Annotated in this window: 24 protein-coding genes and 9 pseudogenes; 12 read left to right on the top strand and 21 right to left on the bottom strand. The window is 66.7% G+C overall.

Annotated features, from left to right (window positions below; all coding sequences use genetic code 11):
- Positions 1-12: 12 nt before the first annotated feature.
- On the bottom strand, positions 13-999 hold the full coding sequence (locus GNX96_RS02730) for an aldo/keto reductase (RefSeq protein WP_163566874.1): 987 nt from the start codon (positions 997-999) through the stop codon (positions 13-15).
- Positions 1,000-1,104: 105 nt separating this feature from the next.
- Between GNX96_RS02730 and GNX96_RS62245 the strand changes: the two are divergent.
- The 3 pseudogenes from GNX96_RS62245 to GNX96_RS48220 all read left to right on the top strand — a co-directional run.
- Positions 1,105-1,236 (top strand): annotated as a pseudogene (locus GNX96_RS62245) (LysR family transcriptional regulator); the annotation flags it as partial.
- 191 nt (positions 1,237-1,427) lie between these two features.
- A pseudogene (locus GNX96_RS62240) lies at positions 1,428-1,514 on the top strand (hypothetical protein); the annotation flags it as partial.
- A gap of 98 nt (positions 1,515-1,612) precedes the next feature.
- Positions 1,613-2,020 (top strand): annotated as a pseudogene (locus tag GNX96_RS48220) (LysR substrate-binding domain-containing protein); the annotation flags it as partial.
- An 86-nt stretch (positions 2,021-2,106) separates the two neighbouring features.
- On the opposite strand, the gene GNX96_RS48215 reads toward GNX96_RS48220, so the two are convergent.
- From GNX96_RS48215 to GNX96_RS02695, 9 genes and pseudogenes are all read right to left on the bottom strand, one after another.
- The gene (locus GNX96_RS48215; protein WP_279579163.1) at positions 2,107-2,262 is read right to left on the bottom strand and encodes a hypothetical protein; all 156 of its coding nucleotides are present in this window, start codon (positions 2,260-2,262) and stop codon (positions 2,107-2,109) included.
- A 67-nt stretch (positions 2,263-2,329) separates the two neighbouring features.
- Positions 2,330-2,689: a hypothetical protein gene (locus tag GNX96_RS48210; protein ID WP_279579162.1), complete on the bottom strand. Its 360-nt coding sequence runs from the start codon at positions 2,687-2,689 to the stop codon at positions 2,330-2,332.
- Between the two features lie 94 nt (positions 2,690-2,783).
- Complete coding sequence (locus GNX96_RS48205; RefSeq protein ID WP_279579161.1) at positions 2,784-3,329, bottom strand: ATP-binding cassette domain-containing protein; 546 nt, start codon at positions 3,327-3,329, stop codon at positions 2,784-2,786.
- The gene (locus GNX96_RS48200; protein WP_279579160.1) at positions 3,266-4,177 is read right to left on the bottom strand and encodes an ABC transporter ATP-binding protein; all 912 of its coding nucleotides are present in this window, start codon (positions 4,175-4,177) and stop codon (positions 3,266-3,268) included. The genes GNX96_RS48205 and GNX96_RS48200 overlap by 64 nt, the downstream gene beginning before the upstream one ends.
- Positions 4,178-4,629: 452 nt before the next feature.
- Positions 4,630-4,692: pseudogene (locus tag GNX96_RS62235) on the bottom strand (hypothetical protein); the annotation flags it as partial.
- Positions 4,692-6,032: pseudogene (cydD, locus tag GNX96_RS02710) on the bottom strand (thiol reductant ABC exporter subunit CydD); the annotation flags it as partial. The pseudogenes GNX96_RS62235 and cydD, both read right to left, overlap by 1 nt.
- 16 nt (positions 6,033-6,048) lie before the next feature.
- Positions 6,049-6,810, bottom strand: coding sequence for a cytochrome d ubiquinol oxidase subunit II (locus tag GNX96_RS02705; protein WP_163566872.1), 762 nt, complete (start codon positions 6,808-6,810; stop codon positions 6,049-6,051).
- 10 nt (positions 6,811-6,820) lie between these two features.
- Positions 6,821-7,036, bottom strand: a complete 216-nt coding sequence (locus tag GNX96_RS02700) for a cytochrome ubiquinol oxidase subunit I (protein WP_279579159.1) — start codon at positions 7,034-7,036, stop codon at positions 6,821-6,823.
- A complete protein-coding gene (locus GNX96_RS02695) occupies positions 7,021-8,097 on the bottom strand; it encodes a cytochrome ubiquinol oxidase subunit I (protein ID WP_279579158.1) in 1,077 nt (358 codons plus the stop codon). The genes GNX96_RS02700 and GNX96_RS02695 overlap by 16 nt, the downstream gene beginning before the upstream one ends.
- Positions 8,098-8,283: 186 nt before the next feature.
- On the opposite strand from GNX96_RS02695, the gene GNX96_RS02690 reads away from it, so the two are divergent.
- Positions 8,284-8,766 (top strand): DUF1877 family protein, encoded by a 483-nt coding sequence (locus tag GNX96_RS02690; RefSeq protein WP_163566870.1) that lies wholly within the window; start codon positions 8,284-8,286, stop codon positions 8,764-8,766.
- Here the strand turns inward: GNX96_RS02690 and GNX96_RS02685 are convergent.
- The 3 genes and pseudogenes from GNX96_RS02685 to GNX96_RS67015 form a co-directional block, all read right to left on the bottom strand.
- Positions 8,740-9,421 (bottom strand): annotated as a pseudogene (locus GNX96_RS02685) (response regulator transcription factor). The gene GNX96_RS02690 and the pseudogene GNX96_RS02685 overlap by 27 nt on opposite strands.
- Complete coding sequence (locus GNX96_RS48195; RefSeq protein WP_279579157.1) at positions 9,418-10,098, bottom strand: sensor histidine kinase; 681 nt, start codon at positions 10,096-10,098, stop codon at positions 9,418-9,420. The pseudogene GNX96_RS02685 and the gene GNX96_RS48195 overlap by 4 nt, the downstream one beginning before the upstream one ends.
- Positions 10,099-10,168: 70 nt before the next feature.
- A pseudogene (locus tag GNX96_RS67015) lies at positions 10,169-10,531 on the bottom strand (DUF7134 domain-containing protein); the annotation flags it as partial.
- Between the two features lie 80 nt (positions 10,532-10,611).
- Between GNX96_RS67015 and GNX96_RS02675 the strand changes: the two are divergent.
- On the top strand, positions 10,612-11,139 hold the full coding sequence (locus GNX96_RS02675) for an HAD family hydrolase (RefSeq protein WP_279579154.1): 528 nt from the start codon (positions 10,612-10,614) through the stop codon (positions 11,137-11,139).
- Between the two features lie 205 nt (positions 11,140-11,344).
- Here GNX96_RS02675 and GNX96_RS02670 read toward each other — a convergent pair whose 3' ends face one another.
- Complete coding sequence (locus tag GNX96_RS02670) at positions 11,345-12,049, bottom strand: MBL fold metallo-hydrolase (protein WP_163566869.1); 705 nt, start codon at positions 12,047-12,049, stop codon at positions 11,345-11,347.
- A gap of 53 nt (positions 12,050-12,102) precedes the next feature.
- Here GNX96_RS02670 and GNX96_RS02665 point away from each other — a divergent pair, with 53 nt between their 5' ends.
- Positions 12,103-12,300, top strand: coding sequence for a hypothetical protein (locus GNX96_RS02665; RefSeq protein WP_163566868.1), 198 nt, complete (start codon positions 12,103-12,105; stop codon positions 12,298-12,300).
- On the opposite strand, the gene GNX96_RS02660 is transcribed toward GNX96_RS02665, so the two are convergent.
- From GNX96_RS02660 to GNX96_RS02650, 3 genes are all read right to left on the bottom strand, one after another.
- Entirely contained in the window at positions 12,278-12,649 is a 372-nt protein-coding gene (locus GNX96_RS02660; RefSeq protein ID WP_163566867.1) for a PadR family transcriptional regulator, read from the bottom strand. The two genes, GNX96_RS02665 and GNX96_RS02660, sit on opposite strands and share 23 nt — an antisense overlap.
- Before the next feature lie 177 nt (positions 12,650-12,826).
- Entirely contained in the window at positions 12,827-13,585 is a 759-nt protein-coding gene (locus GNX96_RS02655; RefSeq protein ID WP_163566866.1) for an SDR family NAD(P)-dependent oxidoreductase, read from the bottom strand.
- Positions 13,586-13,591: 6 nt separating this feature from the next.
- Positions 13,592-14,446: an NAD(P)-dependent oxidoreductase gene (locus tag GNX96_RS02650; RefSeq protein WP_279579153.1), complete on the bottom strand. Its 855-nt coding sequence runs from the start codon at positions 14,444-14,446 to the stop codon at positions 13,592-13,594.
- A gap of 138 nt (positions 14,447-14,584) precedes the next feature.
- On the opposite strand from GNX96_RS02650, the gene GNX96_RS02645 reads away from it, so the two are divergent.
- The 4 genes from GNX96_RS02645 (at position 14,585) to GNX96_RS02630 (ending at position 19,158) form a co-directional block, all read left to right on the top strand.
- Positions 14,585-14,953 carry a winged helix-turn-helix transcriptional regulator gene (locus GNX96_RS02645; RefSeq protein ID WP_163566864.1) on the top strand — a complete coding sequence of 123 codons (369 nt, stop codon included), beginning with the start codon at positions 14,585-14,587 and terminating at the stop codon, positions 14,951-14,953.
- Between the two features lie 65 nt (positions 14,954-15,018).
- Positions 15,019-16,497, top strand: a complete 1,479-nt coding sequence (locus tag GNX96_RS02640) for a phytoene desaturase family protein (protein WP_163566863.1) — start codon at positions 15,019-15,021, stop codon at positions 16,495-16,497.
- Between the two features lie 3 nt (positions 16,498-16,500).
- A complete protein-coding gene (locus tag GNX96_RS02635) occupies positions 16,501-17,943 on the top strand; it encodes a lipase maturation factor family protein (RefSeq protein WP_163566862.1) in 1,443 nt (480 codons plus the stop codon).
- Between the two features lie 150 nt (positions 17,944-18,093).
- Positions 18,094-19,158 (top strand): sulfotransferase family protein, encoded by a 1,065-nt coding sequence (locus GNX96_RS02630; protein WP_279579152.1) that lies wholly within the window; start codon positions 18,094-18,096, stop codon positions 19,156-19,158.
- Here the strand turns inward: GNX96_RS02630 and GNX96_RS02625 are convergent.
- The 3 genes and pseudogenes from GNX96_RS02625 to hrpA all read right to left on the bottom strand — a co-directional run bounded on the left by GNX96_RS02625 (position 19,118) and on the right by hrpA (position 24,789).
- On the bottom strand, positions 19,118-20,299 hold the full coding sequence (locus GNX96_RS02625) for an MFS transporter (protein WP_163566861.1): 1,182 nt from the start codon (positions 20,297-20,299) through the stop codon (positions 19,118-19,120). The two genes, GNX96_RS02630 and GNX96_RS02625, sit on opposite strands and share 41 nt — an antisense overlap.
- Before the next feature lie 85 nt (positions 20,300-20,384).
- Complete coding sequence (locus tag GNX96_RS02620; protein ID WP_279579190.1) at positions 20,385-20,747, bottom strand: sigma factor; 363 nt, start codon at positions 20,745-20,747, stop codon at positions 20,385-20,387.
- Between the two features lie 159 nt (positions 20,748-20,906).
- Positions 20,907-24,789: pseudogene (gene hrpA / locus GNX96_RS48180) on the bottom strand (ATP-dependent RNA helicase HrpA).
- 303 nt (positions 24,790-25,092) lie between these two features.
- Here hrpA and GNX96_RS02605 point away from each other — a divergent pair.
- Together GNX96_RS02605 and GNX96_RS02600 are read left to right on the top strand one after the other, a co-directional pair.
- Positions 25,093-25,401 carry a nitroreductase family deazaflavin-dependent oxidoreductase gene (locus tag GNX96_RS02605; protein ID WP_279579189.1) on the top strand — a complete coding sequence of 103 codons (309 nt, stop codon included), beginning with the start codon at positions 25,093-25,095 and terminating at the stop codon, positions 25,399-25,401.
- 132 nt (positions 25,402-25,533) lie between these two features.
- Positions 25,534-25,917: a nitroreductase family deazaflavin-dependent oxidoreductase gene (locus GNX96_RS02600; protein ID WP_279579151.1), complete on the top strand. Its 384-nt coding sequence runs from the start codon at positions 25,534-25,536 to the stop codon at positions 25,915-25,917.
- A gap of 281 nt (positions 25,918-26,198) precedes the next feature.
- Here the strand turns inward: GNX96_RS02600 and GNX96_RS02595 are convergent.
- A pseudogene (locus GNX96_RS02595) lies at positions 26,199-26,943 on the bottom strand (SDR family oxidoreductase).
- Positions 26,944-26,946 lie beyond the last annotated feature (3 nt).

Raw genomic sequence — 26,946 nt, 5'->3', positions numbered from 1 at the left:
GTCCAAAGCCCGCTACGGCGCGGTCGGACCTTCTGGGCTGGAGCCGCCGATCTGAACACCGTGGGAGGAGGTGATCTCCTCGATCTGGGCAAGGGTGTCCGCATCCAGCCGTACATCCGCCGCACCCACCGCGTCCGCGATGTGTTTCGCGTTGCGGGAGCCCACAATCGCGACATGCACGGCAGGTTTGGCCAACGTCCAGGCGGTTGCCAACTGTGGCAGCGTCACCTCCAGGTCGGCGGCCAGCTTCGCCAGTTCGTCGACCACGGTGAGGTTCTTGGCGAACGGCTCACCGCGGAAAGCCGGGTTCCGGGATCGCCAGTCGTCAGGCGCGAATGTCGTGGAGGCAGTCATCGAGCCGGTGAGCAGGCCGTGTGCGAGCGGGCCGTACACCAAGACACCAATGTCGCTTTCCTTTGCGTACGCCAAAATGTCAGCCTCGGCCGTACGGCGAAAGAGGTGGTATGGCGGCTGCAACGTCTCGACCGGCAGCACCTCGGAAAACGCCGCCATCTGGTCGGCGGTGTAGTTCGAGACGCCAACATGCTTGATTTTGCCCTGCTCTACAAGGTCTTTCAGCGCGGCTGCGGTGTCCTCGAACGGCGTCCCCGGGTCCGGCCAGTGCACCTGGTAGAGGTCGATCGTGTCGATGCCGAGGCAGGTCAGGCTTTCCTCGACGCCCCGGCGCAGAAACTCCGGGCTTGAGTCGCGTACCCGCCCGGTCGCCGTCCTGCGTACCCCACCCTTGGTGGCGATCACCACCTCGTCGCGGCGCTGATCCAGGTCCGTCCGCAGGGCCTTGCCGAGCAGCCGTTCTGAGGCCCCGAAGCCGTACGCCTGCGCTGTGTCGAAGAAGTCGATGCCGCTGTCCCGGGCCGTCCGGATCGCCGCCACCGCGTCGGCCTCGTCGAAGGCGCCCCAGTCCCCACCCAGCTGCCAGGTGCCGAACGCGATCGGTGACACCGAGAGACCGGTCCTGCCCAGTGTTGTCCGCTGCATGAGCTCCTCACTCCTTTGAGCACGCTGTCCGATGCCTACCATCGTCGCCAGGACAGCGGGCCGGCGTCCAACAGCGAAACCTGCACACACTCAGCAGCTAGAGTGATGAACGTGGAACTGCGTCACCTGGAGTATTTCGTCACCGTCGCCGAGGAACGGCACTTCACCCGGGCCGCGGCGCGCCTGCACATCGCCCAGTCTGGCCTCTCGGCCTCGATCCGGGCGTTGGAGCAGGAGCTCGGCGCACCGTTGTTCACCCGCTCGACCCGCCGCGTCGAGCTGACCGATGCCGGCCGGGCGCTGTTGTCCGAGGCCAGACGTACGCTCGACGGCGCCGCCGCCGCGCGCGCGACGCGGTCGCCGCGGTCCAGGGCCTGTTGCGCGGCACGCTGGCGGTCGGCACCGAACAGTGCCTCGGCGCCCCGGACGTGCCATCGACGCTGGCCGCCTTTCGGCTCCGGCATCCGGGCGTGCGGGTGGAGTTGCTGCAGGACGGGTCAAGCAGCCTCATCGACAAAGTCCGGCAGGGCCAGCTGGATGTGGCCTTCGTCGCTGTCGACACACTCGGTGACACCCCAGGACTGCTGCCGATGATGGTCCGCCCCATGGTGTTCTCTGTCACCGGTCGCATTGGCTGGCTGGCCAGTCCACAGTGGACCTCGCGGCCATCGCCGGCGAGGTTTTCATCGACTTCCCACCGAACTGGGCCGGCCGGACAATGGCGGACGCGGCTTTTGCCAGGGCCGGCCTGCGGCGCAAGGTCGGCCTGCAGGTCAACGACGTGCACACGCAGCTGGAGCTGCTCGGCCACGACCTCGGTATCGCGGTCGTGCCGGAGCCGATCGCCAACAAGCCGCAGGCCGCCGACCTGCACCGGGTCGAGCTGGACGGCCACCCGATGCGGTGGCACGTGTGCGCCGCGATCCCACCGGACGGCCGCCCCACTCCAGCGGCCCGCGCCCTGCTCGACCAGATCCCGGAACTCGCCAACTATGAGCCCGCGTCGGCGCTCTCCAGCTGATCACGTCACCGGCCCCGACTGTCGCTCTCGTACGATTCGTATTGTCATCACATGGGCATCACATTCCCCTTCATCTTCTCAGGGATTCACACCTGGATTGGTTCGGAGGTACGTCTCGGCGCCGGCGCGGCCGGCAGGTGTCGCAGCTGCCGGAACCGCCAGATCGGATACCCGATCGTGGCCAGCAGCGAGAAGAGTGGCGCGGGGAAGCCACAAACCAGGCTCAGCGCCAGGTCGGTCACCGGCACCGCGCAACAGGCGAGGAATACCCGAGGCGACCCGGTGGGCAACCGCTTAGGGGTGCCATTCTCACCCCATGGCGTCTTCTTCCAGGGTTTGGCGATCGACATCCACGCCTGGAATCCAATCGCGGACATCATCAGCGCCGCCGCGCGCGATGGACAAGGGGGTCCCATCCGGGTCCAGAAAGAAGATCCCCACCGTGAGCTGAGCGACCGTGATCACGAATTTCGCCAACACCCACCAGTAGCGGAAATAGCCCCACGCGGTCAGAGCCGACAACATGAAGCCGGTGAACGCGGACGCGTCGGCCAACTGCGCGAGCACCTGGCGATCGAGCAGCCGCGCGATCGCGATCGCCGCATCCCGTACGGACGGATCCAACCGGGCGACCAGCATCAAAGTGAGCAACGCCAACGCCTGGCTCATCCAGCCGACCGACGTGATGACGTGGATCCATACCAGTAAATTGCGGCCGTACTGCGAACTTCTTTTCGACACGCTGTTTCATCCCGTCCCGTTCTCAGGAAACCAACAGTTCGGCGGACCACAGGTCCTGGTACGGCCCGGGTCCCGCCAGCAACTGGTTGTGCGGACCGCGCTGCACAGCCCTGCCGCAGTCCAACACCACCACCTCGTCCATCTCGGACAGTCCGGCCAGCCGGTGGGTGACCACCACTGTCGTTCGGCCCGCCCGGGCTCGAAGCAGGCCCGCGAGCACTTCGTCCGCGGCCGCCATTTCCAGGCCTTCGGTGGGTTCGTCCAGCAGCAGCACATCCGGATCGGCCAGCACGGCCCGGGCCAACAACAGTCTTTGCCGCTGGCCCCCCGAAATCGGCCGGCCACCTTCGCCGACGACGGTGTCCAGGCCAGCGGGCAGGCTCGCCACCCATTCCCGCGCGCCGCTCAGCCGTACGGCCGCCAGCAGCTCCGCCTCGGTCGCGTCCGGCCGGGCGAGCGCAAGGTTGGCCCGGATGGTGGTCCGGAACAGGTGCGCGTCCTGAGTCAAGACCCGCGATGCCGGCAGCTGTACGGAACCGGCCTCCGGGCGTACGAGACCGGCCAGCACCGCCAGCAGCGTGCTTTCCCGGCCCCGCTCGCGCCGACGATCGCCACCGCACGGCCCGGCTCGACCCGGAATGACACGTCGTTCAACGCAACCACGGCACCAAAAGTCACCCGTACGCCGGTCAGTTCGATTCGCTCCGCCGGCAAGGGACGCGGTGGCGACGCAACCGGTTTCAGCAGCTCAGCCACTCGGCGGGCCACCGGCCAGAGCTCGACCCATCGCTGCGCCGCGTCCGCAAGCGGCAGCACCGGTTCGAAGGCGGCCAACGCGGTCAAGGCCAGCACCGCGACCAAAACTCCGTCGGCCCCGGCTCGTACCGCCAGCAGCGTCACCAGCACACATATGAGGCCCTGCAACAAAATCCCTATGCCGGTGAGGACTGCGCCAGTGTACGCGGCCATCCGTTCCGACCGGCCGAGCCTTGCCGCGACACGTTCGGCCCGCTGCTCGGCCGCCGCCGTGCCGCCAAAAGCCGCCAAATCCCATCGACCGTCCACCAGATCGAGGCTGCGGACCGCCAACTCCGCATGCAGGGGCGCGATGCCGGCGCTCATCCGTTTCGCTGCCACCGCGCCGATCGCGGGCAACACCATGCCCACGACCACCAATCCGGCGGCCAGCAGGAATCCAGCGGTCGGCAGCAGAATCGCGCAGGTGGTGATCGCGGCGACGCTGACGCTCGCGGCCACCGCCGACGGCAGCAGGCACCGCAGCAGCAGCACGTCCTGCGCACTGTCCACATCGGACACCAGCCGGGACAACGCGTCGCCGTCCCGCTCATCGTCGCGGTGTCGGACCACCGCGGCATAGACCCGCGACCGAAGCCCAGCCACCGTGCGAAGGGCCACGTCGTGACCTGCAAGCCTTTCGGCGTAACGGAAAACACCGCGTAGGAGCGCGAACGCCCGGACGCCGACAATGGCGACCCCCAGCGCGGCGATCGGCGGCTGGTCAGCGGCCCGAGAGCGAGCAGCCAGGCCGCGGTCGCGGTCAGCCCGACCGCACCCACCTCGGCCAGCATGCCGGCAACCACCGCGATCAGCAGCCGCGGCCTCGCAAGGGTCCGCAACAGCACCATCATGCCGCTACCTCGACGTCCACCGGCTCCAGGCGGCCGGCCCGCAGCCGTACGACCCGGTCGGCCGCGGCCAGCATTGCTGGCCGATGAGCCACCATCACTGCCGTACGCCCGAGCAACAGCCGCGTCGCGGCCTCCACCACCGCGGCCTCCTCGCTGCACACATCCCAGTCGAGCGGTCGGCTCGTCCAGCAAGACCACCGGAGCATTTCGCAGATACGCCCGGGCCAGCGCGATCCGTTGCCGCTGACCGGCGGACAGGCTGGTGCCGCGCTCCCCCCCCACACCGTGTCGTACGCCGCCGGCAGCCGTTCGACGAAATCCGCCGCGGCCGCCTGGACAGCGGTCCTGACCTGGGCGAGGTCGGCCTGCGTACCCATCAGGATGTTTTCCTCGACAGTTCCCATAAAGAAATGCGGCTGCTGAGGCACCCAGGCCAACTGCCGCCGCCAGGACGGCACATCCACCGTCGCCAAGTCGACCCCACCCACCAGCACCCGACCACTGTCCGGTCGTACGAATCCCAACAGGAGATGCAAAAGCGTGGACTTGCCGGCGCCACTTGGCCCGATGATCGCTACCCGTTCGCCGGGCTGGATCGTCAGACTCACCCGATCGAGCGCCGGTTCGGGCTGGCCGGGAAACCGGACTGTCACATTCTCCAGCCGGATTTCCCCTGCCATTGCTGACAAACCCGCACTGGCGGGTTCGGCCGGCGCATCCAACACCGCAAAGGCGCGCTCGGCCGCCGCGACACCTTCCGCGCCGGCATGGAACCGAGTTCCCAGCGCCCGCAACGCAAGGAATGCCTCCGGTGTCAGTACGAGCACCAACAGAGCCGGGTGCCATCCGATACGACCGTCGAGCAGCCGCAGGCCGACCGGCACAGCCACCAGCGCGACGGCCATCGAGCACACGAGTTCCAGGACGAAGGCGGAAAGAAACGCGACCCGCAGCGCGCCCATGGTGGACTTTCGGTGCGCCTCGGCCATTTCCCTGATTACTCCGGCCTGATGGTCCGTACGCTCGAAGGCCCGCAGCGTGGAGAGACCCGCCAGCACGTCCCGGAAATGGCCGCCGAGATGTTGCAGGTGCGCCCACTGCCTGCTGGTCACGTCCCGAGTCCGCAACCCAATCAACGCCCCGAAAACAGGCACCAGCGGGAGAGTCACCAAGACGATCGCCGCGGACAGCGGATCGGCGAACCCCAGTCTGGCGAGCACGATCGGCGGCACGATCATCGCCGTCGCGAGCTGCGGAACGTACCCGCCGAGGTACGGGTCGAGAGCGTCTAGGCCGCGCCCCACCAGAGTTCCGAAACCACCACCGTCCCCGCCGCCCGCTCGCCGGAGCAATGCCTTGCGCAGCCCAGTTTTCGCCGTCTCAGCGGCTTTTCGTGCCAGCAGCCCGCCGCCCCACCCGGCCACCGCCCGAAGGCCGATGGCAACGGCCAGCCACGGCAACGCCAGCAGCTGTCGATCGGCGATCGCCCGGGCCAGCAGATCCGCCTGGACGACGATCAAAACGCCCTGGACCAGCGCGAGGACCCGGCCGGCTGGCTCCGCGTACGCCGGCAGGAGCGCCGTCAGCCGGCCGGCAGTGGGGTCTTGCTGGCGGCGCTTCACAGGTATGACGGCCAGGTCACCCGGCCGCCACAGACCAGCCAGAACCAGGATTTGCGACAGCAGCAGGAAAGGCGTGCGTGAGCAACACGACCGCCGGCACCAGCAGCTGCAAGGTCGCCGAGTCGGCCGCCGAATCCAGCAGCGGGAGCCGGAACCCCATGCCGACGGTCAGCGCCACCAGGCCCGCCGAGGTGAGGATGTACGTCCGGACCTCGCCGGCTGGGCCGGACAGCGCTCGGGCCCGGGACCGCAGCTCACCGGACAACCGCAGGGTCGCGTACGCGAGGCCATGTAAGACAAAGAGACTGGCGACCGTCAACGCGGCGAGCACCGTGCCTGGTCCAGACGCGACGGCGGCACTCGACTGACCGAGCACGCTCGCCGCGATCCACCCCCAGCTCAGCGCGACCGTCCAACTGCCGGCCACGATCGCCGCGTCGCAACACCACCACCAAGGCCGGGCGTTCATCCGGCCTCGCAGCCACAGGCCGAGGTCCCGGCAAATCCAGCCCAGCAGCAGGCAGACCACCGCCGGAAACAGCCCAGTCAGAAGTTTACCTTCCAGGTTGGGGAAAAACCCGACCAACAGTCCCGCGGTGCCGACCAACCACACTTCGTTTGCCAGGAAGAAAGGACCGAAGGACGCGATGACCAGCCGGCGTTCGCCGGGACGGCGACCCAGGAACGGCAATACCATGCCGACCCCGATATCCGCCCCAGCCAGGACGAAATAGCCGACTGCGAAAAAGGTGAGCAGAGCAACAGCGATGACATCCATGGCGGGCCGCCTAAAAGGTCGTGACCGGCAGCGACACCGGTGCTTGGGTAGAGGTGGGGTGGCCGAGCAGCACGCTGTCCGGGCCGTGCCGGGCGGCTCGGGCCAACAGCCAGACATTGAGCAGGATCAAGACGCCGAAAAGCATGCTGAAGGCGATCAACGACAACCGCATCTGCCCTTCCGGAATCGGCGAGATCGCGTCGGAGGTTTTCAGCAGCCCGTACACCAGCCAAGGTTGCCTCCCGGTTTCCCGGAAAACCCAGCAGCAGCGAGCATCGTCAGGAAAGGCACCGGAATCGCCGCGATCAACAGCAAGTGCCATGGCCAGCATCGACGGACTACCGGGGTGGCCAATGCCAGCAGGAAATTCATGCAGGAGAAGAGAAACATCAGCGCGAAGAACACCAGCATCAGCACGCCACCGGTACGCACCCAGCCAGCGTCCGGAACGTAGTCTCCCGGCCCGAACTGCGCCATCATGGCCGCCTGTAGATGGGCGACCTCGTCGGCCACGTCGCCGAAAACCGCCAGCTTCATCGGCTGTTCGCCACCGACCACGGCGAACTGAATGCCACCGGCGATGACCGTCGAAACCAGCGCCGGCACGGTCAAGAACACCCCGATCCGCAGCGACCGCCGGAAAAGTTCCTCCTCGACGGCCCGGCGCATCAGCTGGTACGCGCTCACCCCGGCGACGAAGAAACCGGCGGTGACCAGTGATCCACCGATGATGTGGAAAAACGCCACGATCGAGTTGGGATTTGTCAGTACGGCGGCCGCGTCGGTCAGCCGCAGGACTCCGTCCACCACGTGATAGCCACGCGGATTCTGCAGGAATCCGTTGGACACCAGGATCCAGTACGCAGAGAGGTAGGCGGTGATCGTCACCACCCAGATCACCCCGAGGTGCGCCCACCGGTTCAGCCGTCCCCAGCCGAAAATCCACAGGCCGAGGAAGGTCGACTCGACGAAGAACGCGACCAGCGTCTCCATCGCCAGCGAGGCACCGAAAACATTGCCGGCGAAATGCGTGAGGCCGCTCCAGTTCAGCCCGAACTGGAATTCCATCACCAACCCGGTCAGGATTCCCATGGCGTAGTTGATGACGTAAAGCTGCCCCCAGAACCTGGTCATCCGCTCGTGGACGGCGCTTTCGGTCAGCGTTGCCCGGGTCTGCATACAGGCGACGATCGTGGCCAGGCCCACGGTCAGCGCGACGAAAAGGAAGTGGGCGCCGGCCGTCAACGCGAACTGCAGCCGGGCGAACTCAAGGGTTTCTCCAGTCACCTCACCACGATCGCCCGCGCACACCCCCCCCGGTCGTCATGCCGGCGCTGGCACTGCGCGTACCGCACCAGTTGTTACTAGGGGTTTCCCCTTACACCGCCAGTTGCAATACCCCGGGGTTCGGTCCGCGGCGGCACCGGGCACTACTATGCGCAGGCCCGATCAGCCCCGACGGACGGAGCTCGCATGGCCAGCCTGGGCGTGCACTTCATGCTCACCCCAGAACAGGACCGGCTGCTCACCCGCGCCGCCGACGACGACACCGCCAGAATGGCGGTCGTGAAGACGCTCGGCGGACCCGAGACCCTGGAGACCGACAAGGCCTGGGACGCCATCCACCGCTGTCTCACCGACGGCACCCTCACCATCGACGGCGGCGACGACCCGCTCGCCCACGCGGTGCTGGGCGGCCAGCAGCTGTACGAGTCCGATGACTCCTTCGTCAGCCACATCACCGCCGACCAGGTCGCCGCCACCGCCGCCGCACTTCAGCCACTCAACAAGGACTGGCTGTTGACGCGCTACCGGCGGCTCAGCGCGACCGATTACGACGGTCCGTACGACGACGATGACTTCGTCTACACCTGGGACAACCTCGTCGAGCTGCGGGACTTCTTCGACCGCGCCGCGCGACAGCGCCGGTCAGTGATCTTCACCGTCGATATGTAGCCAGCCGGGCCGCACCATGCCCGACTCGTACGCGAGCACCACGAGCTGCGCCCGATCCCGTACGCCGACCTTGCTCATGATCCGGCTGACGTGCGTCTTCGCGGTGGCCGGGCTGAGCACCAGCTGAGCGGCGATCTCGTCGTTGGACAGGCCGCCGGCGACCAGTGCCATCACCTCTCGCTCACGGGTGGTCAAGCCGTCCAGCCGGAGGCCCGCTGTCGGCCGTGGCCCCCGGCCGGCGAACTCGGCGATCAGCCGGCGGGTGATCGCCGGCGCGATCGCGCAGCGCGTCGCCGCGGGCCACCACCCGAACCGCGTGGATCAGCTCGGTCGGCTCGGTGTCCTTGACCAGGAAGCCGCTCGCCCCGGACCGCAGCGCGTCGTAGACGTACTCGTCGAGGTCGAAGGTGGTGAGGATGAGCACCTTGGAGGCACCGTTCTCGGCGGCGATCCGGCGGGTCGCCTCGAGGCCGTCCAACTCCGGCATCCGGATGTCCATAAGGACAACGTCAGGGCGCAGCTCACGGGTCATTCGTACGGCTTCCAGACCGTTGGCGGCCTCCGCGAGCACGGTGATGTCGGGCTCGCCGTCCAGGATCGAGCGGAAGCCGGCGCGTACGAGCGTCTGGTCGTCCGCCAGCACGACGTGGATCACCGGTCGCCGCCGATTGGCAGCCAAGCCGCCACCCGGAACCCGCCGCCGTCGCGGTTCCCGGCGGTCAGCTCGCCACCGATCGCGACCGCCCGCTCGGTCATGCCGCGGATCCCGTTCCCATCGGTGTCCCCCTCAGCCGAGCCGCCGCCGCTGTCGAGAATCTCGACGCTCAGGTGATCGGCCGCGTACCGGATCCTGACACTCGCGCTGTGCGTACCGGCATGCCGGGTCACGTTGGTGAGGGCTTCCTGGACGATCCGGTACGCGGCCAGGTCGATCTCCGCCGGCAGGTCCACTCGCGACCCGCTGACCTCGGTCGACACCGCGACGCCGCCGGCGACCTCGGCGGCCGCCGTCAGGTCGCCCAGCCGGTCCAGGCCGGCCGCCGGCGCGGTCGGCGCGGCCTCGTCCACCTGGCGAAGCACCCCGAGGGTGGCCCGCAACTCGCGCAGTGCTTCCCGGCTGCTGTCCTTGATCGCCACCAGCGCGCCCGACGACTGCGCCGGATCCGCGGGCTGGCGATGCAGGGCGGCGCTGGCCTGCACGTTGATCAGCGAGAGGTGATGCCCGAGCACGTCGTGCAGCTCGCGGGCGATCCGTAGCCGCTCCTCGGTGGCCCGCCGGCGCAGCGCCTCCTCGCGGTTTGCGCTCAGCCACAGCCCGCTGGTCGGCTTCACGCTGATACGCCCGCCGGTTGTCCGCTACCGCGCCCAGCGCGACCACCGCGATCAGCCAGCCGACCAGCAGGAACAGCTCGAAGTTGTCGACCTGCCGAGGCTCCCGGGCGACTATCAGGCTGATCTCGCCAGCCACCACCAACAGCAGGCTGACCGCGGCGGCAACCACGATCGCCGCCACCAGCTTCCCAGCGGCCGCCACGGTGTAGAGAGCCACCACGAAGGCGAGCACGATCGGCCCGTCCGGCTCGGTGGCCGGGTAGTAGACCACGCAGACCGCGAGCGTGAAAGCCGCGATCACGACCGGAAAACGCCGGCGGAAATACAATCCCACCGAGGCGGCCACGATCAGCGCCCAGCCGGCCGGCTGCAGCGGCACCGAGACCGGTGGCCACAGGCGTACGGTCCCCGCGACGACGATCAGCCCGACCACCACCGCGACGGCCGCGTCCAGCGTTCGCGCGTGGCTTGCCTCTCTGCCATGCGCCGAACCATAGTTGAGAGACTCCAGAGGTGAGCACCCTGCACGTTTTCGACATGGACGGCACCCTGCTGGCCGGTACGACCGCGAGCCTGGAAATCGCGCGGGCCTTGGACACCGTTCCGGAGCTGGTCGCGCTGGAGGCCCGGTTCACCGCCGGCGATCTCGACACTCGCGGCTTCGCCCAGGCATTGCATCGGCTTTGGCGGCAGTTGACGCCGGCGGTAGTGGCAGACGCGTACGCGACAAGCCCATGGCTGTCACGCATCGACGACGTATGCGCCGATATCCGCTCCCGCGGCGAACGTTCGATGGTCATCACCATGTCGCCAGACTTTTTCGCGCGGCACCTCCTCAACCGCGGCTTCGACGAGGTGGTGGCGTCCCAGTTCCCAGCGCCGCCTTTCGCCGCGCCGATCGATCCATCGCTCATTCTTACGCCTGCGGACAAAGTCCGTATTGTGGCCGCACAGTCCGACCCGTGTGTCGCCTATGGCGACTCCATGTCGGACGCGCCCCTCTCTTCGTCACCTCACCGCGACGGTCGCCGTCAACGCTGACAAACATTTGGACGGGCTCGCTGCTGCGCGCTACCACGGAGATGACCTTTTCGAGGCGTACCAACTCGGTCGTACGCTGATCGACTACTAGCCCTTCCTTCACCGCTCACTATTTCGGTGCTGCAACTCACCCGTCGAAGGTTCGAATCCGATGGCCCCGCTTGAACAGATTCGAGGATGCCAGCGCAATAGGTCTGGAAACGGCCTACGGTTTAATATCCGCGGCCACCGTACGCAATTGGGACGCCGAGTCACCGATAACGGGGTCACCGTGACCGAAGCACGCGATTTCCGTTTCCAATGCGGCAAAACGCTTGAAGCTCTCGATGGTCGCGGCGCGGTCCGTGTTGAAGACGCCGAGCCGCAGGGCCGGCTGGTTCGCCACGGTATCGCCGGTGAACAGCACACCGTGATGGGGAAGGAAAATCCCGATGCTGCCGGCGGTATGGCCGGGACCCCAAAGCACCTCGGCGCCGCCGCCGAAGTCGAGCACGTCGCCGTCCTCCACCTCCCGGTCCACACCCGACGGTGGGCTCGGATCTTGGTTGCCAGTGCCGACAATACGCTCATAGAGGGCACGGTCCTCGTCGGTGAGAACGGGTGGGATGGCTGGCTGTTCGCCGCGTACGACCGGAGCCTCCAGACGGTGCGCCAGCACGGCCGCGCCGTTCCAGGCGGCGACCTCGGCCGCGCCACCGGCATGGTCCGGGTGGTGGTGGGTCAGGACGATCGCGCGTAGTTCCTCCTGGCGCCTGCCCAGCCCGCGGATCGCGTCCGCGATGGCCGGCCCGGAGCCGGCGAAGCCCGCGTCGATCAAAGTCAGCGAATCACTGTCGTGCCAGAGATACGCCTGACCTACCGGAAAACGCAACATCATCAAGAGAGTCGGAAGAACCTCAACTGTTTCCACCGCACCACCGTAGCGACCGCCACCAGACCCTGCACAGCGCTTTCACTCAGAGCATGATCGTCCCGAAACTACCGGGTGCCGAACTCGGCCAGCTGGGCACGCACCCATTCCCGCTCCACTTCGGTCATGTGCCGGCGAAAATCCACCGCCTGTGTCGGCCAGCTGGCCATCTCTTCGACATCGCCGAGCGTACGGCCGCGCAGTTCCGCCAGCTTTTTGTCGAGGCCGTCAAGGGCATCCAGGCGCGCTAGCAGAACCCGTCGGCGTACGTCCGCGTTGACGAGATGAAAAAAACGCTACCCTGGTCCAAAATTCATCCGCACGACGTGCCGCGGCCGGCTCGAAGTCGGTCAACAGGGTGTCCAGCCGACGGCGGCCGGCCTCGGTCAGCCGGTAGACCTGGCGGGTTGGCCGGCCCGGCTCGTGGTGTTCCTCGGACCGCACCAACCCGTCAGTGCTGAACCGACGCAGCGCCGGATGGAGGGTGTTGCTGTTGATCTCCACCGAGCCGGCCAGATCGCGGTGAATCCGCTCCTTCAGCTCGTAGCCGTGAGCCGGCCGCTGAGCCAGCTCAGCCAGGATGAGAATCTCCAGATACACCCAGCTATTTTAACCTAGTGTCCTGGGTTCGAAGTTCGTTGCTTTATTCGGTGATCCAGATGGTGGCCTGAGTGCGCCGGAGGATCGTCCTCATACTGGTGGTATGTGGGCGGTTCTCCGGTGCTCTCAGACGCCGTCTGGGCGCCGGAGAAAGTAATGAACTTCGGGCGCAGGACACTAGTCCGGGGCCTTGACACGCTGGCCGAGACCACCGTCGACCGGGAGTTTCGCGCCGGTGGTGAAGGTCGCGTCGAAGGCCAGGAACAGCGCTGCCGCCGCGACCTCGTCCGGTCGCCCGTGCCGCTTCATCGGCGTGACCTGGTCGCCTATCACCGAAAACTCGGCGCGGAGCTGGTCGGAGGCGTCCACCCCCATCGTCGGGGTGTCGACAAATCCCGGACTGACCGCGTTCACCCGGACTCCCTGAGGCAGCAGTTCGGACGCGAAACCCTGCGCGAATGACCACAGCGCCGCCTTCGAGCCCGCGTACGCCATCATGCCCGGCGAACCGCCGGCGTCGGCGATCGAGCTGGTGAACACGATCGAGCCGCCGGACCGTACCGCCGGCGCCAGCCGCTGGACGGCGAAGAAGGCACCTTTGGCGTTGACGTTGAAATGTCGGTCATACATCTCTTCGGTGACCTGCTCGTACGGTGCCAGCCGCGCATACCCGTGGTTCACAAACAATGCGTCGACCCCGCCAAGTCGGTGCATCACCTCGCCCCGCAACTCGTCGAGGTCAGCGAGATTCGCCGCATCCACCCGTACGACGTGGACGCTCGGCCCCAGCCGTTCGGCGACCGCGGCCAGATTCTTCTCGTTCCGGCCGGTTAACAGCACCTCGGCGCCGCCGGACAGCAGGCCGTCCACGATCGCCGCCCCGATGCCGTGCGTGCCGCCGATCACGACAGCCTTCTTACCTTCGTACTTGCCCATGGAAAACTAGCCCCTGTCTACTGTGGACGGTGTGCGCAGGAGCTCGACAATGCTGGCCCCGTCCTGGTCGCCATGACCGTCGGCTACCCGCTGTTTCATCAGCTCGTATATCGGCCGCAGCAGATCGTCTCGGACGCCTTGTTCCCTGCTGGCGTCGAAGAAGTTGGGAAAGGCCTGCACCTGCATGCTGAGCTTGGACGACACGCCGGTACCGAAGTCGCCCGAGTCGATCCGCTCGGCGAACCGTGGCAACGCGCCCAACATGGCCCGCAGCCAGGGAACCAACAGGGCCAGGAAATCCGTTGCCGGCACTTTCTCGCTACCCGCCAGAGCAAAGGCGTTCAAGGCACCGCCGTGCAAGCCGTACATCGCGCTCAGCAAGGAAAGATCGTACAACGCCGCTAGTCCCGGGTCGGTGCCGACGAAGGTCCCCGTGCCCAGCAACCCCAAAACGTGCTCATACGATTCGTACGCCTGCGTCGATCCGCTGTACAGCACCATCGCCTCAGGGCCGGCAATCATCGGCGGGATAGCCATAATGCCGCCGTCGACATATCTTGCGCCGCGTGCGGTCACCGCGGCATCAAGCTCTCTCGCCTGCCGGGGCGTGCCGTTGGTGAGGTTCACGATCGTACGGCCGGAAATGTCGACCGCGCCAAAGATCTCCTGCACCGCCGAATAATCCAGCACACAGACCACAACCAGGTCGCTCGCGGTCACCGCGTCGGCAACACTCGCGGCCTCCACCACGCCGGCCAGGTCGCCGGCCTTACCCGCGGTCCGGTTCCACCCTGTCGTACGATGGCCGGCTCGCGCGAACGCACGCGCCAGCGCGACCCCCATCTGCCCAAGGCCGAGCACAGTCACATTTTCTTTTCGCACACAAACCTCATTGTTCGAGAAATCCCGGTCGGTCTTTCCCATCGTCCGCGCAGGCTTTACTCTGATCAAGTACTGACAATTTTGTGGGGTACTTACCAAGAAGTAAGTGGGGTCGTTGTGGTGAAGAGCAAGCTGCCGTACGTCTGCGGGATCGACGCCGCCATCGACGTGGTCGGCGGCAAGTGGAAAGTGCTCATTCTCTGGGCGTTGGACCACGGAACCACCCGCCGGTTCGCTGACCTGCGGCGGGAGCTGCCGGGCGTCAGCGAGAAGGTGCTGATCCAGCAGCTGCGTGAGCTGGCGGCCGATGAGGTCGTGCACCGCGAGGTGTTCCACGAGGTGCCGCCACACGTCGAGTACTCGCTGACCGAGTTCGGCGACTCCCTTAACGAGGCACTGCGGCCCCTCGGGGCCTGGGGGCGCCGGCACATCAAGACCATCGAAGCCAACCGCCGTCCAGCCGAGTTCGATATCGCGACCGGCTAACCAGCTCGGTGTGCGGCCTACCCCGAACCCCGGGAGAATGTGCGTGAAGACACCGAGGGGACACAGTGCCAGCAACAGACGCCGTCGTGGTCGGCTCCGGGCCGAACGGGCTGACCGCTGCGATAACGCTCGCCCAGGCTGGCCTCGCGGTGGAGCTTTTCGAGGCCAGTGAAGGGATCGGCGGCGGCGCCCGTACGGACGAGCTGACACTTCCCGGCTTCGCGCACGATCCCTGTTCAGCGGTGCACCCGCTCGGCATCGGATCACCGGCGTTCAGGGCCCTCCCGCTCGCGGAGCACGGACTGCGCTGGCTCCAGCCCGACCTCGCGCTCGCCCATCCGGTGCCGGGTCGGCCGGCGGTCGTCCTGGACCGCGGTTTCCAGGCCACCGTCGCCTCGCTGGGCCGGGACGGTCATCGATATCGACGACTGCTGCAGCCCTTCGCGGATCGCTGGGACGCCCTCGCCGCGGCCTTCCTGCGCGCCCCGCTGGATGGTTTTCCGCCCCATCCCGCGCTGCTCGCGGCTTTCGGGGTTCCTGGCGGGTTGCCGATCTCCGCTTTGGCTGCTTTCTTCAAGGAAAGCGGCACCAGGGCGATGCTGAGTGGGTTGGCCGCGCACGTGATCGCACCGCTCAGCACGCCGGCCACCGGCGGGGTCGCGATGGTCTTCGCGGCGGCCGCGCACGCCAACGGCTGGCCGGTCCCGGCCGGCGGATCCCAGTCGATCACCGACGCACTGGCTGGCTACTTTCGTTTGCTGGGCGGGAAAATCCATACCGGTACGCTGGTGCGGTCGATCGACGAGCTGCCGCCGGCTCGCGCCTACGTCCTGGATGTGTCACCGCGTGACCTGGTCACCATCGGTGGTCACCGGCTGGGCCGCAAATACGCCGCCCGGCTGGGGCGCTACTACTCGTACGGGCCGGCCGCCTTCAAAATCGACTACGCCCTGTCCGAACCCGTCCCGTGGCTGGATCCGGACTGCCGCCGGGCCGGCACCGTCCACATTGGACCGTCGGTGCCGGAGATCGGCAACGCGCTCAAAGCCGTCCAGCACGGCAGGCCGCCGAACCCACCTTTCCTGATCACTTCCCAGCCGACCGTGGTCGACCCGTCCCGGGCGCCGGAGGGCAAGAGTGTTTTCTGGGCGTACGGGCATGTTCCGGCCGGCTGGCCCGGCGACCTGACGACCCTGATGGAAAAGCAGATCGAGCGGTTCGCGCCGGGATTTCGCGACCTTGTCCTCGCCCGATCGGTCCGCGGCCCGGCCGCGCTGGAGGCGGCGAACCGGAATTACCTCGGCGGTGACATCGCATGTGGCGCTTTTCGGGGCACCCAGCTGCTTTTCCGGCCGATTCCGGTGCCGGTTCCCTACGCTACCCCCGATCCGCGGATTTTCCTTTGTTCGGCGGCTACCCCACCCGGCCCAGGCGTCCATGGAATGTGCGGTTGGCACGCGGCGCGGACCGCGCTCCGGCGCGTTTTTGGCGTCAGCGGGGCTGGGATGACGCGGGCCAGGATGACCGAGGCAATCGGCGGCTGATCGGTGTTCCCGGACTGGTTTTTCGCGCCGGACTACGCTCTCGCGCGGCTGGTGGTCTCCCATCTGGTAGCGGTGATCTACACGCTCGCTTTCGCCAGCGCCCTCCGGCAGTTCAGAGGTCTGCTCGGCGAACGTGGCCTCACTCCGATCCCGCGCTTTCTGGCCAGCCGTACCTTCCGCCAGGCGCCCAGCATCTTCCATTTCCACTATTGCGACCGGTTCTTCGCGGGCGTCTGCTGGAGCGGCTTGACGATCTCGGTCGCCTTGGTTGTTGGCGCCGGCGACGTGTTGCCTTTGCCGGCCACGATGGCGGCTTGGCTGGTGTTGTGGCTCATTTACGTGTCCATCGTGAATGTCGGGCAGATCTGGTATGGCTTCGGATGGGAGTCGCTGCTGTGTGAGGTCGGCTTTCTCGCTGTTTTCCTCGCACCCTCATCGCTCACGCCGGCCGCGCCGGTCCTGTGGCTGCTCTGGTGGCTGCTTTTCCGGCTCGAGTTCGGCGCCGGGCTGATCAAGATGCGTGGCGACCGATGCTGGAAGAACCTCACCTGTCTTTACTACCACCACGAAACCCAGCCCATGCCCGGTCCGCTCAGCTGGTATTTCCACCACCTACCGCGGCCGATGCACCGGGTCGAAGCCGCCGCCAACCACGTCACCCAACTTCTCGTTCCGTTCCTGCTTTTCGCTCCACAGCCGGCGAAAAACGTGGCCGCGGCGATCATCGCGGGGACGCAGCTATGGTTGATGGTGAGCGGAAACTTCGCCTGGCTCAACGCACTCACCATCGTGCTCGCGTTTGGTGCGATGGATGACGGGCTGCTGCGTCACGCCCTGCCGATTCCCTTGCCCAGCGCCCTTCCGCCGCTGTGGTACGACATCGCCGTCGCACTGCTTTTCGTTGCCATGGCGGCGCTGAGCTACTTCCCCGTACGGAACATGATCGGCCCACGCCAGGTGATGAACCGCAGCTTCAACCGGCTGCACCTGGTCAACACGTACGGTGCCTTCGGCAGCGTGACCCGGCTCCGGCACGAAATCGTGTGGGAAGGCACTCGTGACCATCGCCTGACACCGGAAACGGTGTGGCACCCGTACGAGTTCCGCGGCAAGCCCGGCGATCCCGGTCGCCGGCCGCGGCAATACGCGCCCTATCACCTCCGGTTGGACTGGCTGATGTGGTTTGTCGCGCTTTCACCCCGCTACGGCACATCCTGGTTGCCGAACTTTGTGGACAAACTGCTGAAGAACGATCCAACGCTCGATCGGCTGCTGCGACGCAACCCGTTCCCGGACGACCCGCCGGTCTTCGTTCGGGCCCGGATGTTCCGTTATCGATTCACCACCCCTGCCGAACGTCGCGACACCGGGCTCTGGTGGCACCGCGAACTCGTCGGCGACTTTCGCCAACCGGTCCGGCTCCGCCGTCCGGCGCGGACTCGGTGATTTACGCTATCCAGCGCAGCTTTTTACCTACACTGAACCCTTCCCGCACCTACTCGCCGAAAAATCGGACAGAAATAACGTGACCTGACGTATCGTGCCACGTTCTCCTGTTCGGAAGGTCTTCCGCTCTCGACAACGGGGAAACAGACAATGCGACAGGTAACGTTCGTGGTCGGCACCGGCCGGGCCGGATCGACCGCGCTGACCAGCGTTCTCCAGGCACATCCCGATGTCCTCAGCCTCAGCGAGTTGTGGTTTTCGATCGGACCGCGCGGATTCCGGCCAGGCCCGCTGGACGGCCAGCGTTTTTGGCGACTGCTGGCCAAACCGCGGCCGGGCCTGGACGCGGCGATCCGCAGCGGCGCGCAGGCACCGGAGATTCTCTATCCGCGCCGGCCCGGCCGGTTCACCGCGCAGAGCGGCATTCCGGCGATCAGCCTGGTGCCGCTGCCGGCCCTGTCAGACGACCCGGACGGCCTGTACGACGAACTCGCCGCCGAGGTGCCGACCTGGCCCGAACGCAGCACCACAGCCCACTGGCTGGCCCTTTTCGGCTGGTTCTGCGAGCGTTTCGACCGCTCCGCGGTGGTCGAGCGGTCGGGCTACTCCCTGCGGCTGGTGCCCGCGCTGCGCGACACCTTCCCAGACGCCAGGTTCGTGCATTTGTTTCGGAACGGCCCGGACTGCGCGCTGTCGATGAAGGACCATCCGGGCTTTCGGATGATCGTGCTGCTGTTGGAAATGTGCGAGCGCGTCGGCGTACGAACGATCGAGGACCTGACGCCCGCACACGCGGCGCAACTGCCGCCAGATCTGGCACCGCTGCTCAGCGACACCTATGACCGGTCGCTGATTTTCGACCGCTCGCTGCCGGTGGACCGGTTTGGCGCGCTCTGGTCGGACATCATCATTCGCGGATTAGCTGACCTGGCAGCGATCCCGGCCGCTCAACGGACCGACCTGCGGTACGAGACGCTGCTTGCCGACCCAGCCGCCGAGCTGACCCGACTGGCCGATTTCGTGGACGTACCAGCACATCCCGAATGGCTCGAAAAGGCGGCCGTCTTGCTGGACCCGACCCGTAGCGGCACCGCCGGCAAGCTGCCCGCGGCCGTACGCGCCGAGCCGAGCTCGTCGCCGCCTGCGAACCAGGAATGCAGGCGCTCGGACTGTCCTAAGCCGAGCGCCGGCGGGCCGCGAAAACCACGACGATGATCGCGGCCAACACGACAACCGCGGCAGCCGGGAAGGTCGCGGCCGGCGTCGACGACGCGGTCGCGATCACACCGCCACCGAGACCGGCACAGGTGACGCCGATGTCCAGGAAAGACGACAGGGCCCCCAATGCCGCACCCCGCTCAGCCTCCGGCGCGGTCTTGATCGTGATGAGTGCCAGCACCGGCTGGAAAAGCGTGAAACCGGCGCCGGCCAGCACCGCGCCAACAGCGCCCATCCAGAAGGCCGGCGCGAATCCCATCAGCGCCAGCCCGACCGCCTCCGCGATCGACGATCCCGCGATGAGCCGTACGGGTGCGACCTTGTCCGGAACCCGGCTGGTCAGCAGCCGAGTGACCAGATAGCCAACGCTGAACAGGCCAAGCGCCAGCGAACCACTACCGAACCCATGCGATTTGAACGCCAACACGCCAAAACTGGTCACCGTGCCATAGCCGAACGCCCCGGCCGCCAGCGCGAGCCCGGGCAACACGACACTGCGCGGCAGCAGGCTCCGCGAGGTGCTGGCGCCCTGACCGGCGACCTTTTTCAACCACAGCACGACCATCACCGCCAGCAACGGCAGACCGGCCGCCACCGTCCAGGCCAGCGGGTACGAACCGACCCTGAACAACAAATCACCGACGATCGGACCGGCGATCAAGCCGCTCCACGGCCCCAGGCCGTAGAGCCCGACCCACTGCCCCCGCCGATCGGTCGGCGCCATCGCGACAATCCACACCGCGCCACCCACGAACAGCAGCGCGCTGCCCGCGCCCATCATGATCCGGCCGACCAGAATGCCGGGAATGCCCAGCGGAAGCACGTAAAACACGGTGCTGGCGGCGGCCAGCCCGCAGCCCAGCAGCATCGCCGGGCGAGTGCCGACCCGCTGGGCGAACTGGCCCGCGTACGGCCGGACCACCAACGCGGTGATCGCGTTGAGAGCGAAGGTCAGACCCACCTCGAAGGAGGACCCGTGCAGCCGTCCGGTGATCAGCACCGGCAGCACCGGCACGGTGATCCCGAACGCGGTGAAAGCCGCGAACAGCGCGACGACCGCTTTGGGCAGTTCTCGGGACCAGGGCTGCGATCCCTGATCGGCATCGGACCACCCGACGGTGGATTTGTCCGCAACCAAGGCATTCCTCTCGCCGCCCTTACGCCCCCGCCAACCCAGACGCGCCACCAAGGCCGATGTCACACAGACCAATCGTGGCGAAATCCTAATGGCAGGGGCGTCCCGAGGCAGCGACTCCGCGAACATTCACGGCGGCCTGCACGGCCGGCAGCTTGCGCATCGCGGCGATCACCTCCAGCCGGGAAGAGCTGATCCCGGGTAGCGCCCGCGGCGACGCCGGCACTCGCCGCAACAACGTGTCCATCCGGACCCGCCGCCGGAACCGGCTCCGCGCCACGTTTAGCGCTACGGTCCGCAGCCAGGCCTCGGGGTTGTCCGCGTCCAGCACCTTGGCGGGCCGCGCCACCGCCCGTACGAACGCCTCCTGTATGGCGTCTTGTGCCTCCGGAAGGTCGCCGGTCAGCGCGTAAGCGGGCACCACCAGGCGTTGGTACGTGCCGCGATACAGAGCTCGTCGAGTCGACGACGTATGTCCCCCGTACCGGTCATCTCACCCGCTCTCCAGTCACTGTCAACCGCTGTCGCGTGTCCCATCCAGGCTCCTCGTCATCGGTCACTATCACGAGGAAAGACCCAGGCCAGGTCACAAACGGTTTCAGCGACTTTCTCAGACGCTGTCGATGGCCCGCAGGATGCGCTTCTCGGAGACTGGGTACGCGGTGCGCAGCGACTGCGCGAAGAGGCTGACCCGCAGTTCTTCGATCATCCAGCGGACCTCGGCGAGGGCGGCGGGCACCGGTGCGCCGGCCGGCAACCGGTCCAGCCGCCGCTGGTATTCCTCCTGGACGTACGCGATCGTGCCGGTGTTGATGGTGTCCCGCGGCACGTCCCGGCGAAGCCTTTCGATCCGCTGGGAAATGCCGGTCAAATAGCGCGGGAGATCCGCCAGCCGATGCCAGCCACTCGCGGTCACGAAACCGCGGAAAACCAGTGCGTCCAGCTGCCGGCGAATATCGGCGACAGCCGGTTGTACGGCCGTCGCACGCAGGTCGGCGATCTCACCTTCCACCTGCTGGGTCGCGGCCAACACGGCTTCCACCGCTCGTACGACCGCCAACGTCGTCTCCGGCAGAGCTGCCCGCACGGATGTGAGCAGGGCTTGGAAACCCTCGCCTTCCCAGACCGGTCCGCCGGCGTCGGCGATGAGTTTGTCCGCCGCGCAGGAAACGCAGTCCTGCAACATGTCGGCGACATCGCAGTGCGGGTTCTTGCTGAGAGTGAGCTTGCTGCGGTTGGTGAGCCGACCATTCACGTACGCGACGGGAGACGGCGAATTCAGCAGCACCAGCCGCCGGGGGTCCCCTCCGCCATCGCCCGCTGCTGCTCGGCTTCGGTGTCATAGAGCCGAACGGCCACGCTGTCCCGCTCGTCGGTCAGCGCCGGGAATGCCTTGACCACATGTCCGCCGCGCCGCCGCTCGTAGACCTTCGGCACAGCTTCGAAAGTCCGCAGACCGGCGCGCTCAGGACTGTCGGTGCCCCCCGACATCTCCTCGCGCATGCGTTTACGCAGGCGTTCCTTCAGAACGTTCAGGTCTTTGCCCTCTGCGACCGTACGTTTGCGGTCCACCACCCGAAAAGTGACCCGCAGGTGATCAGGCACCTTGCTCAGGTCCCACGCGTCGACCGGCACCCGGATCCCGGTCAGCCGGGCCAGCTCGTCTTCCACCGCGGCCACCAACTCGCCGTCGGACGGATCGATCGCCGCCACCACGGCGGCCGCGACATCCGGCGCAGGGACGAAATTGCGGCGCCAGACCTTGGGCAGCGACCGGATCAGCGCTGCCACCACATCCTTGCGGAGCCCCGGCACCTGCCAGTCGAATCCTTGCGCGCCAACCTGGTTCAGCACCGCGAGCGGAATGTGTACGGTCACGCCGTCCGCGTCCGCGCCCGGCTCGAACTGGTACGACAAATGCAAAGCCAGCTCGCCGTGCCGCCAGGTGTCCGGATAGTCCTGCGCACTGACCAGCTTCGCCGGGTCGTTGATCAGCATAGACTTCTCGAAGTTCAGCAGATCCGGCTCGTCCCGCCGGACTTTCTTCCACCAGCTGTCAAAGTGCCGGCCGGACACCACCTCCGGCCCGATCCTGCGGTCGTAGAAGTCGAAAAGCGCCTCGTCGTCGACCAGGATGTCCCGGCGCCGGGCCCGGTTTTCCAGATCCTCGACCTCGGCCAGCAGCTTGCGGTTCTCGTGGAAGAACTTGTGATGCGTCTCCCATTCGCCGTCCACCAGCGCGTACCGGATGAACAGTTCGCGGCTCAGCTCCGGTTCGATCCGGCCGTAGTTGACCCGCCGCCGCGCGCACCACCGGCAGCCCGTAGAGGGTGACTTTTTCGTACGCCATCACCGCGCCGGCCTCGGCGTCCCAGTGCGGTTCGCTGTACGTACGGGAAATCAGGTGTTCGGCGAGCGGTTCCACCCAGTCCGGGTTGACGGCAGCGACCGTACGCGCCCACAGTCGGCTGGTTTCGACCAGCTCCGCGGCCATCACCCAGCGGGGCTGCTTCTTGAAAAGTCCAGAGCCGGGGAAGATCGAGAAATGCGCGTTACGCGGGCCGCGCGTAGTCGTTCTTTTCCGGATCCTTCAGGCCAATCTGCGACAGCAACCCGGACAGCAGGCTGATATGCACCTTGTCCGGATCGGCGTTCGCCACGTTCGGCGAGATGCCGACGCCCCGCGAAATCTGTCGGAGCTGGCCGTAAAGATCCTGCCACTCGCGTACGCGCAAATAGTTCAGGAAGTCCGTACGACAGAGTTTGCGGAACTGGTTGCCGGACAGTTCCTTCTGCTGCTCGGTCAGATACGCCCAGAGGTTCAGATAGGCCAGGAAGTCCGAGTGCGGCTCGGCGAAGCGGCGATGTTTCTCGGTTGCGGCTTCCTGCTTGTCGATTGGACGTTCGCGTGGGTCCTGAATGGACAGTGCCGACACGATGATCGTGACTTCTCTTACGCAGCCGTTTTTGTCGGCTTCCAGGATCATCCGGCCGAGCCGCGGATCCACCGGCAGCTGCGAAAGCTTCCGCCCCACCTGGGTGAGTCCGGAGCCGTCGAGTGCGCCGAGTTCCTCAAGGAGCTGCACACCGGCGGCGATGTTGCGCTTGTCCGGCGGATCAAGGAAACCGAAGGCCGCGATGTCGCCGAGGTCGAGCGCGGTCATCTGCAGGATCACCGACGCGAGGTTGGTACGCAGGATCTCAGGGTCGGTGAATTCTGGCCGCGAGTCGAAGTCGTCCTCGGTGTAGAGCCGGATGCAGATGCCATCGGACGTACGACCGCAACGCCCCTTGCGCTGGTTCGCCGAGGCCTGCGAAACCCGTTCGATCGGCAGCCGCTGCACCTTCAACCTGGTGCTGTAGCGGGAAATCCGGGCCTGACCGGGGTCGATCACGTACTTGATGCCCGGCACCGTCAGCGAAGTCTCCGCGACGTTGGTGGCCAGCACGATCCGGCGGCCGGTGTGGCGGTGGAAAACTCGATGCTGCTCGGCGGCGGACAGCCGCGCGTACAGCGGCAGCACCTCGGTATTGCGCAGGCTCAGCCGGTTGAGATAGTCGGCCGCGTCCCGGATTTCGCGCTCACCGCTCAGGAACACCAGAATGTCGCCTGGTCCCTCGGCGGACAGCTCGGCGACCGCATCGCTGATCGCCTGCAACTGGTCACGGTCCTCGTCCGGATCGGGGTCATCCGGGTCGACGACCGGACGGTAGCGGACCTCCACCGGATACGTACGCCCCGAGACCTCGACGATCGGAGCGTCGTTGAAATGCCGGGAAAACCGCTCCGGATCGATGGTCGCGGAGGTGATGATGACCTTCAGGTCCGGCCGCCGTGGCAGCAACTGCTTCAGGTAGCCGAGGATGAAGTCGACATTGAGGCTGCGTTCGTGCGCCTCGTCGATGATCAGCGTGTCATATTGCCGAAGCATCCGGTCCGAGCCGATCTCGGCGAGCAGGATGCCGTCGGTCATCAGCTTGACCAGACTGTCCTCGCCGACCTGGTCGGTGAACCGGACCTTGTAGCCGACGGTCGCGCCCATCGTCGTACCGAGCTCCTCGGCGACCCGTTCGGCGACCGTACGGGCGGCGATCCGACGGGGCTGCGTGTGCCCGATCGTGCCGCGGATCCCCCGTCCGAGCTCCAAGCAGATCTTCGGCAGCTGGGTCGTCTTTCCCGAGCCGGTCTCGCCGGCCACGATCACGACCTGGTGATCCCGGATCGCGGCGGCGATCTCGTCGCGACGCTGGCTGACCGGCAACGCGTCCGGGTAGACCAGCTTGGGCACCGCCGCCCGCCGCCGCGCGACTCTCGCCTCGGCCTTGTCGATTTCGCTGGTCAGCTGGGTCGCGGCCTGCTGCTGGCGGGTTGGGTCCCGGAGCTTGCGGGCGCCCTCGAGACGGCGACGGAGCCGGCGTTCATCGCGGGCCATCAACTCGGGGAGGCGTTGCGAGAGGCCGGCGAACGGGGTCGTCGCTGGGGTCGTAGGCATAGCGCGACCAAGGATAGGCGTACGACTGTCCCGAACGCTCGCCAATATCGTCAGGCGTTCGCTGTGAGCGGACACCCTGCGGGTGGGAATGCGAATCCGGCCTGTCAGTGTTACCGATAGTCGACTGTCAATTGGTTGAGAGCTCGCGACCCGTACCCGTTCTCCGAGAGGACCTAGCAGTGCCCGATTTCGACGCTGACCAGATGAACGCCATCAACAAGCAGGTGATCGACGATTTCCGTGCCAACAACGGGACGATTACGACGCCTCCGTTCCGGCACTCCGATCGTCCTGTTGCACCATGTGGGTGCCAAGTCCGGTACCAAGCGGATCACTCCACTGGTCTACCACCAGGACGGCGACCAGTTGTTCATCATCGCGTCCAAGGGCGGCACGCCGGAGAACCCGGCCTGGTACTACAACCTGCTGGCCAACCCGGACACCACCATCGAGGTCGGCCCGGACACCATCGAGGTGACCATCGAGGCACTGACCGAAGGCGACGAGCGCGCCCGGCTCTACAAGATCGCTGCCGACAAGATGCCGAACTTCGCCGAATACCAGACCAAGACCGACCGACTCATCCCGGTCGTCGTGCTGCGCCGCAAGTAGCCTGCTCCCCGCTCGAAAGGATTCCTCAGATGCCCGACACCGAAACCTCCGCGGCGGAAATGGCAGCGCATCGTGCCAACAACACGGTGCCGACCGATGCCGAGATGGCCGCGTTCAACAAGATGATCATCGATGACTTCCGCGCGAACAACGGCAAGGTCACGTGTGGACCCGTTCAAGGGCGCGCCGCTCGTGCTGGTGCACCACGTCGGCGCGAAGTCCGGCAAGGAACGGATCGCCCCGCTCGCGTACGACATCGACGGTGACAACGTCATCATCATCGCGTCCAAGGGCGGTACGCCGGAGAATCCGGCCTGGTTCCACAACCTGGTCGCGAACCCGGACACCAAAATCGAGCTTGGCCCGGACGTCATCGAGGTGACCGCGGAACCGCTGACCGAGGGCGAAGAGCGGGCGCGTCTCTACCAGCAGATGGCTGACAAGATGCCGAATTTCCACGAATACCAGAAGAACACCGACCGGCTCATCCCGGTCGTCGTGCTACACCGTAAGTAGGTAGTTCACACCAGCAGGCAACGAGACGGCTCGGCCGTTTCGTTGCCTGCTGGGAATGTCCCTACTCCGGAGCCCCCCGAGCGCCCCGGATGGAGGCGACCCGGCGGTGCGGGCCTCGCCGTCGAGGCGTGTCCCGCACCCGGCCGGTGAGAGCAGCAGCCCCCCGTTCGGTGGCTTTGTAGCTCCTGATCTCGGTCGCGTCGGCTAGCCTGCCGGGCCAATGCCAGCCGTAGCATTGGGGGAATCCCCCCATGCTGACCAGATGCGGTCTCGATTCGGTCTCAGCCGCGCCCGATGTACGGCATCGCCGTCGCCATCACGGTGATGAACTGCACGTTCACTCCCAGTGGCAGGTCCGCCATATATCGCACTGCGCTGCCGACATGTTCGACGTCGAAAACCGGTTCAGCGACGATCTGCCCATTCGCCTGCGGCACCCCAGCGGCCATCCTGCTGCCCATGTCGGTGGCCGCGTTGCCGATGTCGATCTGCCCGCAGGCGATCTGATACGGCCGGCCGTCCAACGAGATCGACTTCGTCAGCCCGGAGATGGCGTGTTTGGTGGCCGTGTACGCCACGCTGGCCGGCCGCGGCACATACGCCGAGATGGATCCGTTGTTGATGATCCGACCGCCCTGCGGGGTCCTGATCGCGCATGATCCGGAACGCCTCGCGAGCGCACAGGAACGAGCCAGTCAGGTTGACCGCGACGATCGCATTCCAGTCCTGCACCGAGAGGTCGCCGACAGTGCCCGCCAAACCGGCGCCCGCGTTGTTGACGAGTAGGTCGACCCGACCGAATGTGTCAGTGGTGGCTTGGAAAAGAGCCCGCACCGAGTCCGGGTCGGTCACGTCCGTACGCACCGGCAAGGCCCGCTCGGAGCCCGCCGCGACCGCACGCAACAGCTCCTCGCGGCGGCCTGCCAACACCACTCGATAGCCGTCCGCCAGCAACGCGGTCGCGGCCGCCCGGCCGATCCCGGAGCCCGCGCCGGTCACCACCGCGACCCTGCTTTCGTCCGTCACTCG

Origin of the sequence: Fodinicola feengrottensis (assembly GCF_010993775.1) — a bacterium.
Lineage (GTDB): Bacteria > Actinomycetota > Actinomycetes > Mycobacteriales > HKI-0501 > Fodinicola > Fodinicola feengrottensis.
This window is presented reverse-complemented; position numbering and strand designations above follow the sequence as displayed.

Excerpts from the sequence above, each read along its gene's own strand:
- GNX96_RS02730 (WP_163566874.1), bottom strand. The coding sequence starts at position 999 with ATGCAGCGGACAACACTGGGCAGGACCGGTCTCTCGGTGTCACCGATC.
- GNX96_RS48210 (WP_279579162.1), bottom strand. The coding sequence starts at position 2,689 with ATGAGCCAGGCGTTGGCGTTGCTCACTTTGATGCTGGTCGCCCGGTTG.
- GNX96_RS02705 (WP_163566872.1), bottom strand. The coding sequence starts at position 6,810 with ATGGATGTCATCGCTGTTGCTCTGCTCACCTTTTTCGCAGTCGGCTAT.
- GNX96_RS02690 (WP_163566870.1), top strand. The coding sequence starts at position 8,284 with ATGGCCAGCCTGGGCGTGCACTTCATGCTCACCCCAGAACAGGACCGG.
- GNX96_RS02665 (WP_163566868.1), top strand. The coding sequence starts at position 12,103 with ATGATCGTCCCGAAACTACCGGGTGCCGAACTCGGCCAGCTGGGCACG.
- GNX96_RS02655 (WP_163566866.1), bottom strand. The coding sequence starts at position 13,585 with ATGGGCAAGTACGAAGGTAAGAAGGCTGTCGTGATCGGCGGCACGCAC.
- GNX96_RS02630 (WP_279579152.1), top strand. The coding sequence starts at position 18,094 with ATGCGACAGGTAACGTTCGTGGTCGGCACCGGCCGGGCCGGATCGACC.
- GNX96_RS02600 (WP_279579151.1), top strand. The coding sequence starts at position 25,534 with ATGACTTCCGCGCGAACAACGGCAAGGTCACGTGTGGACCCGTTCAAG.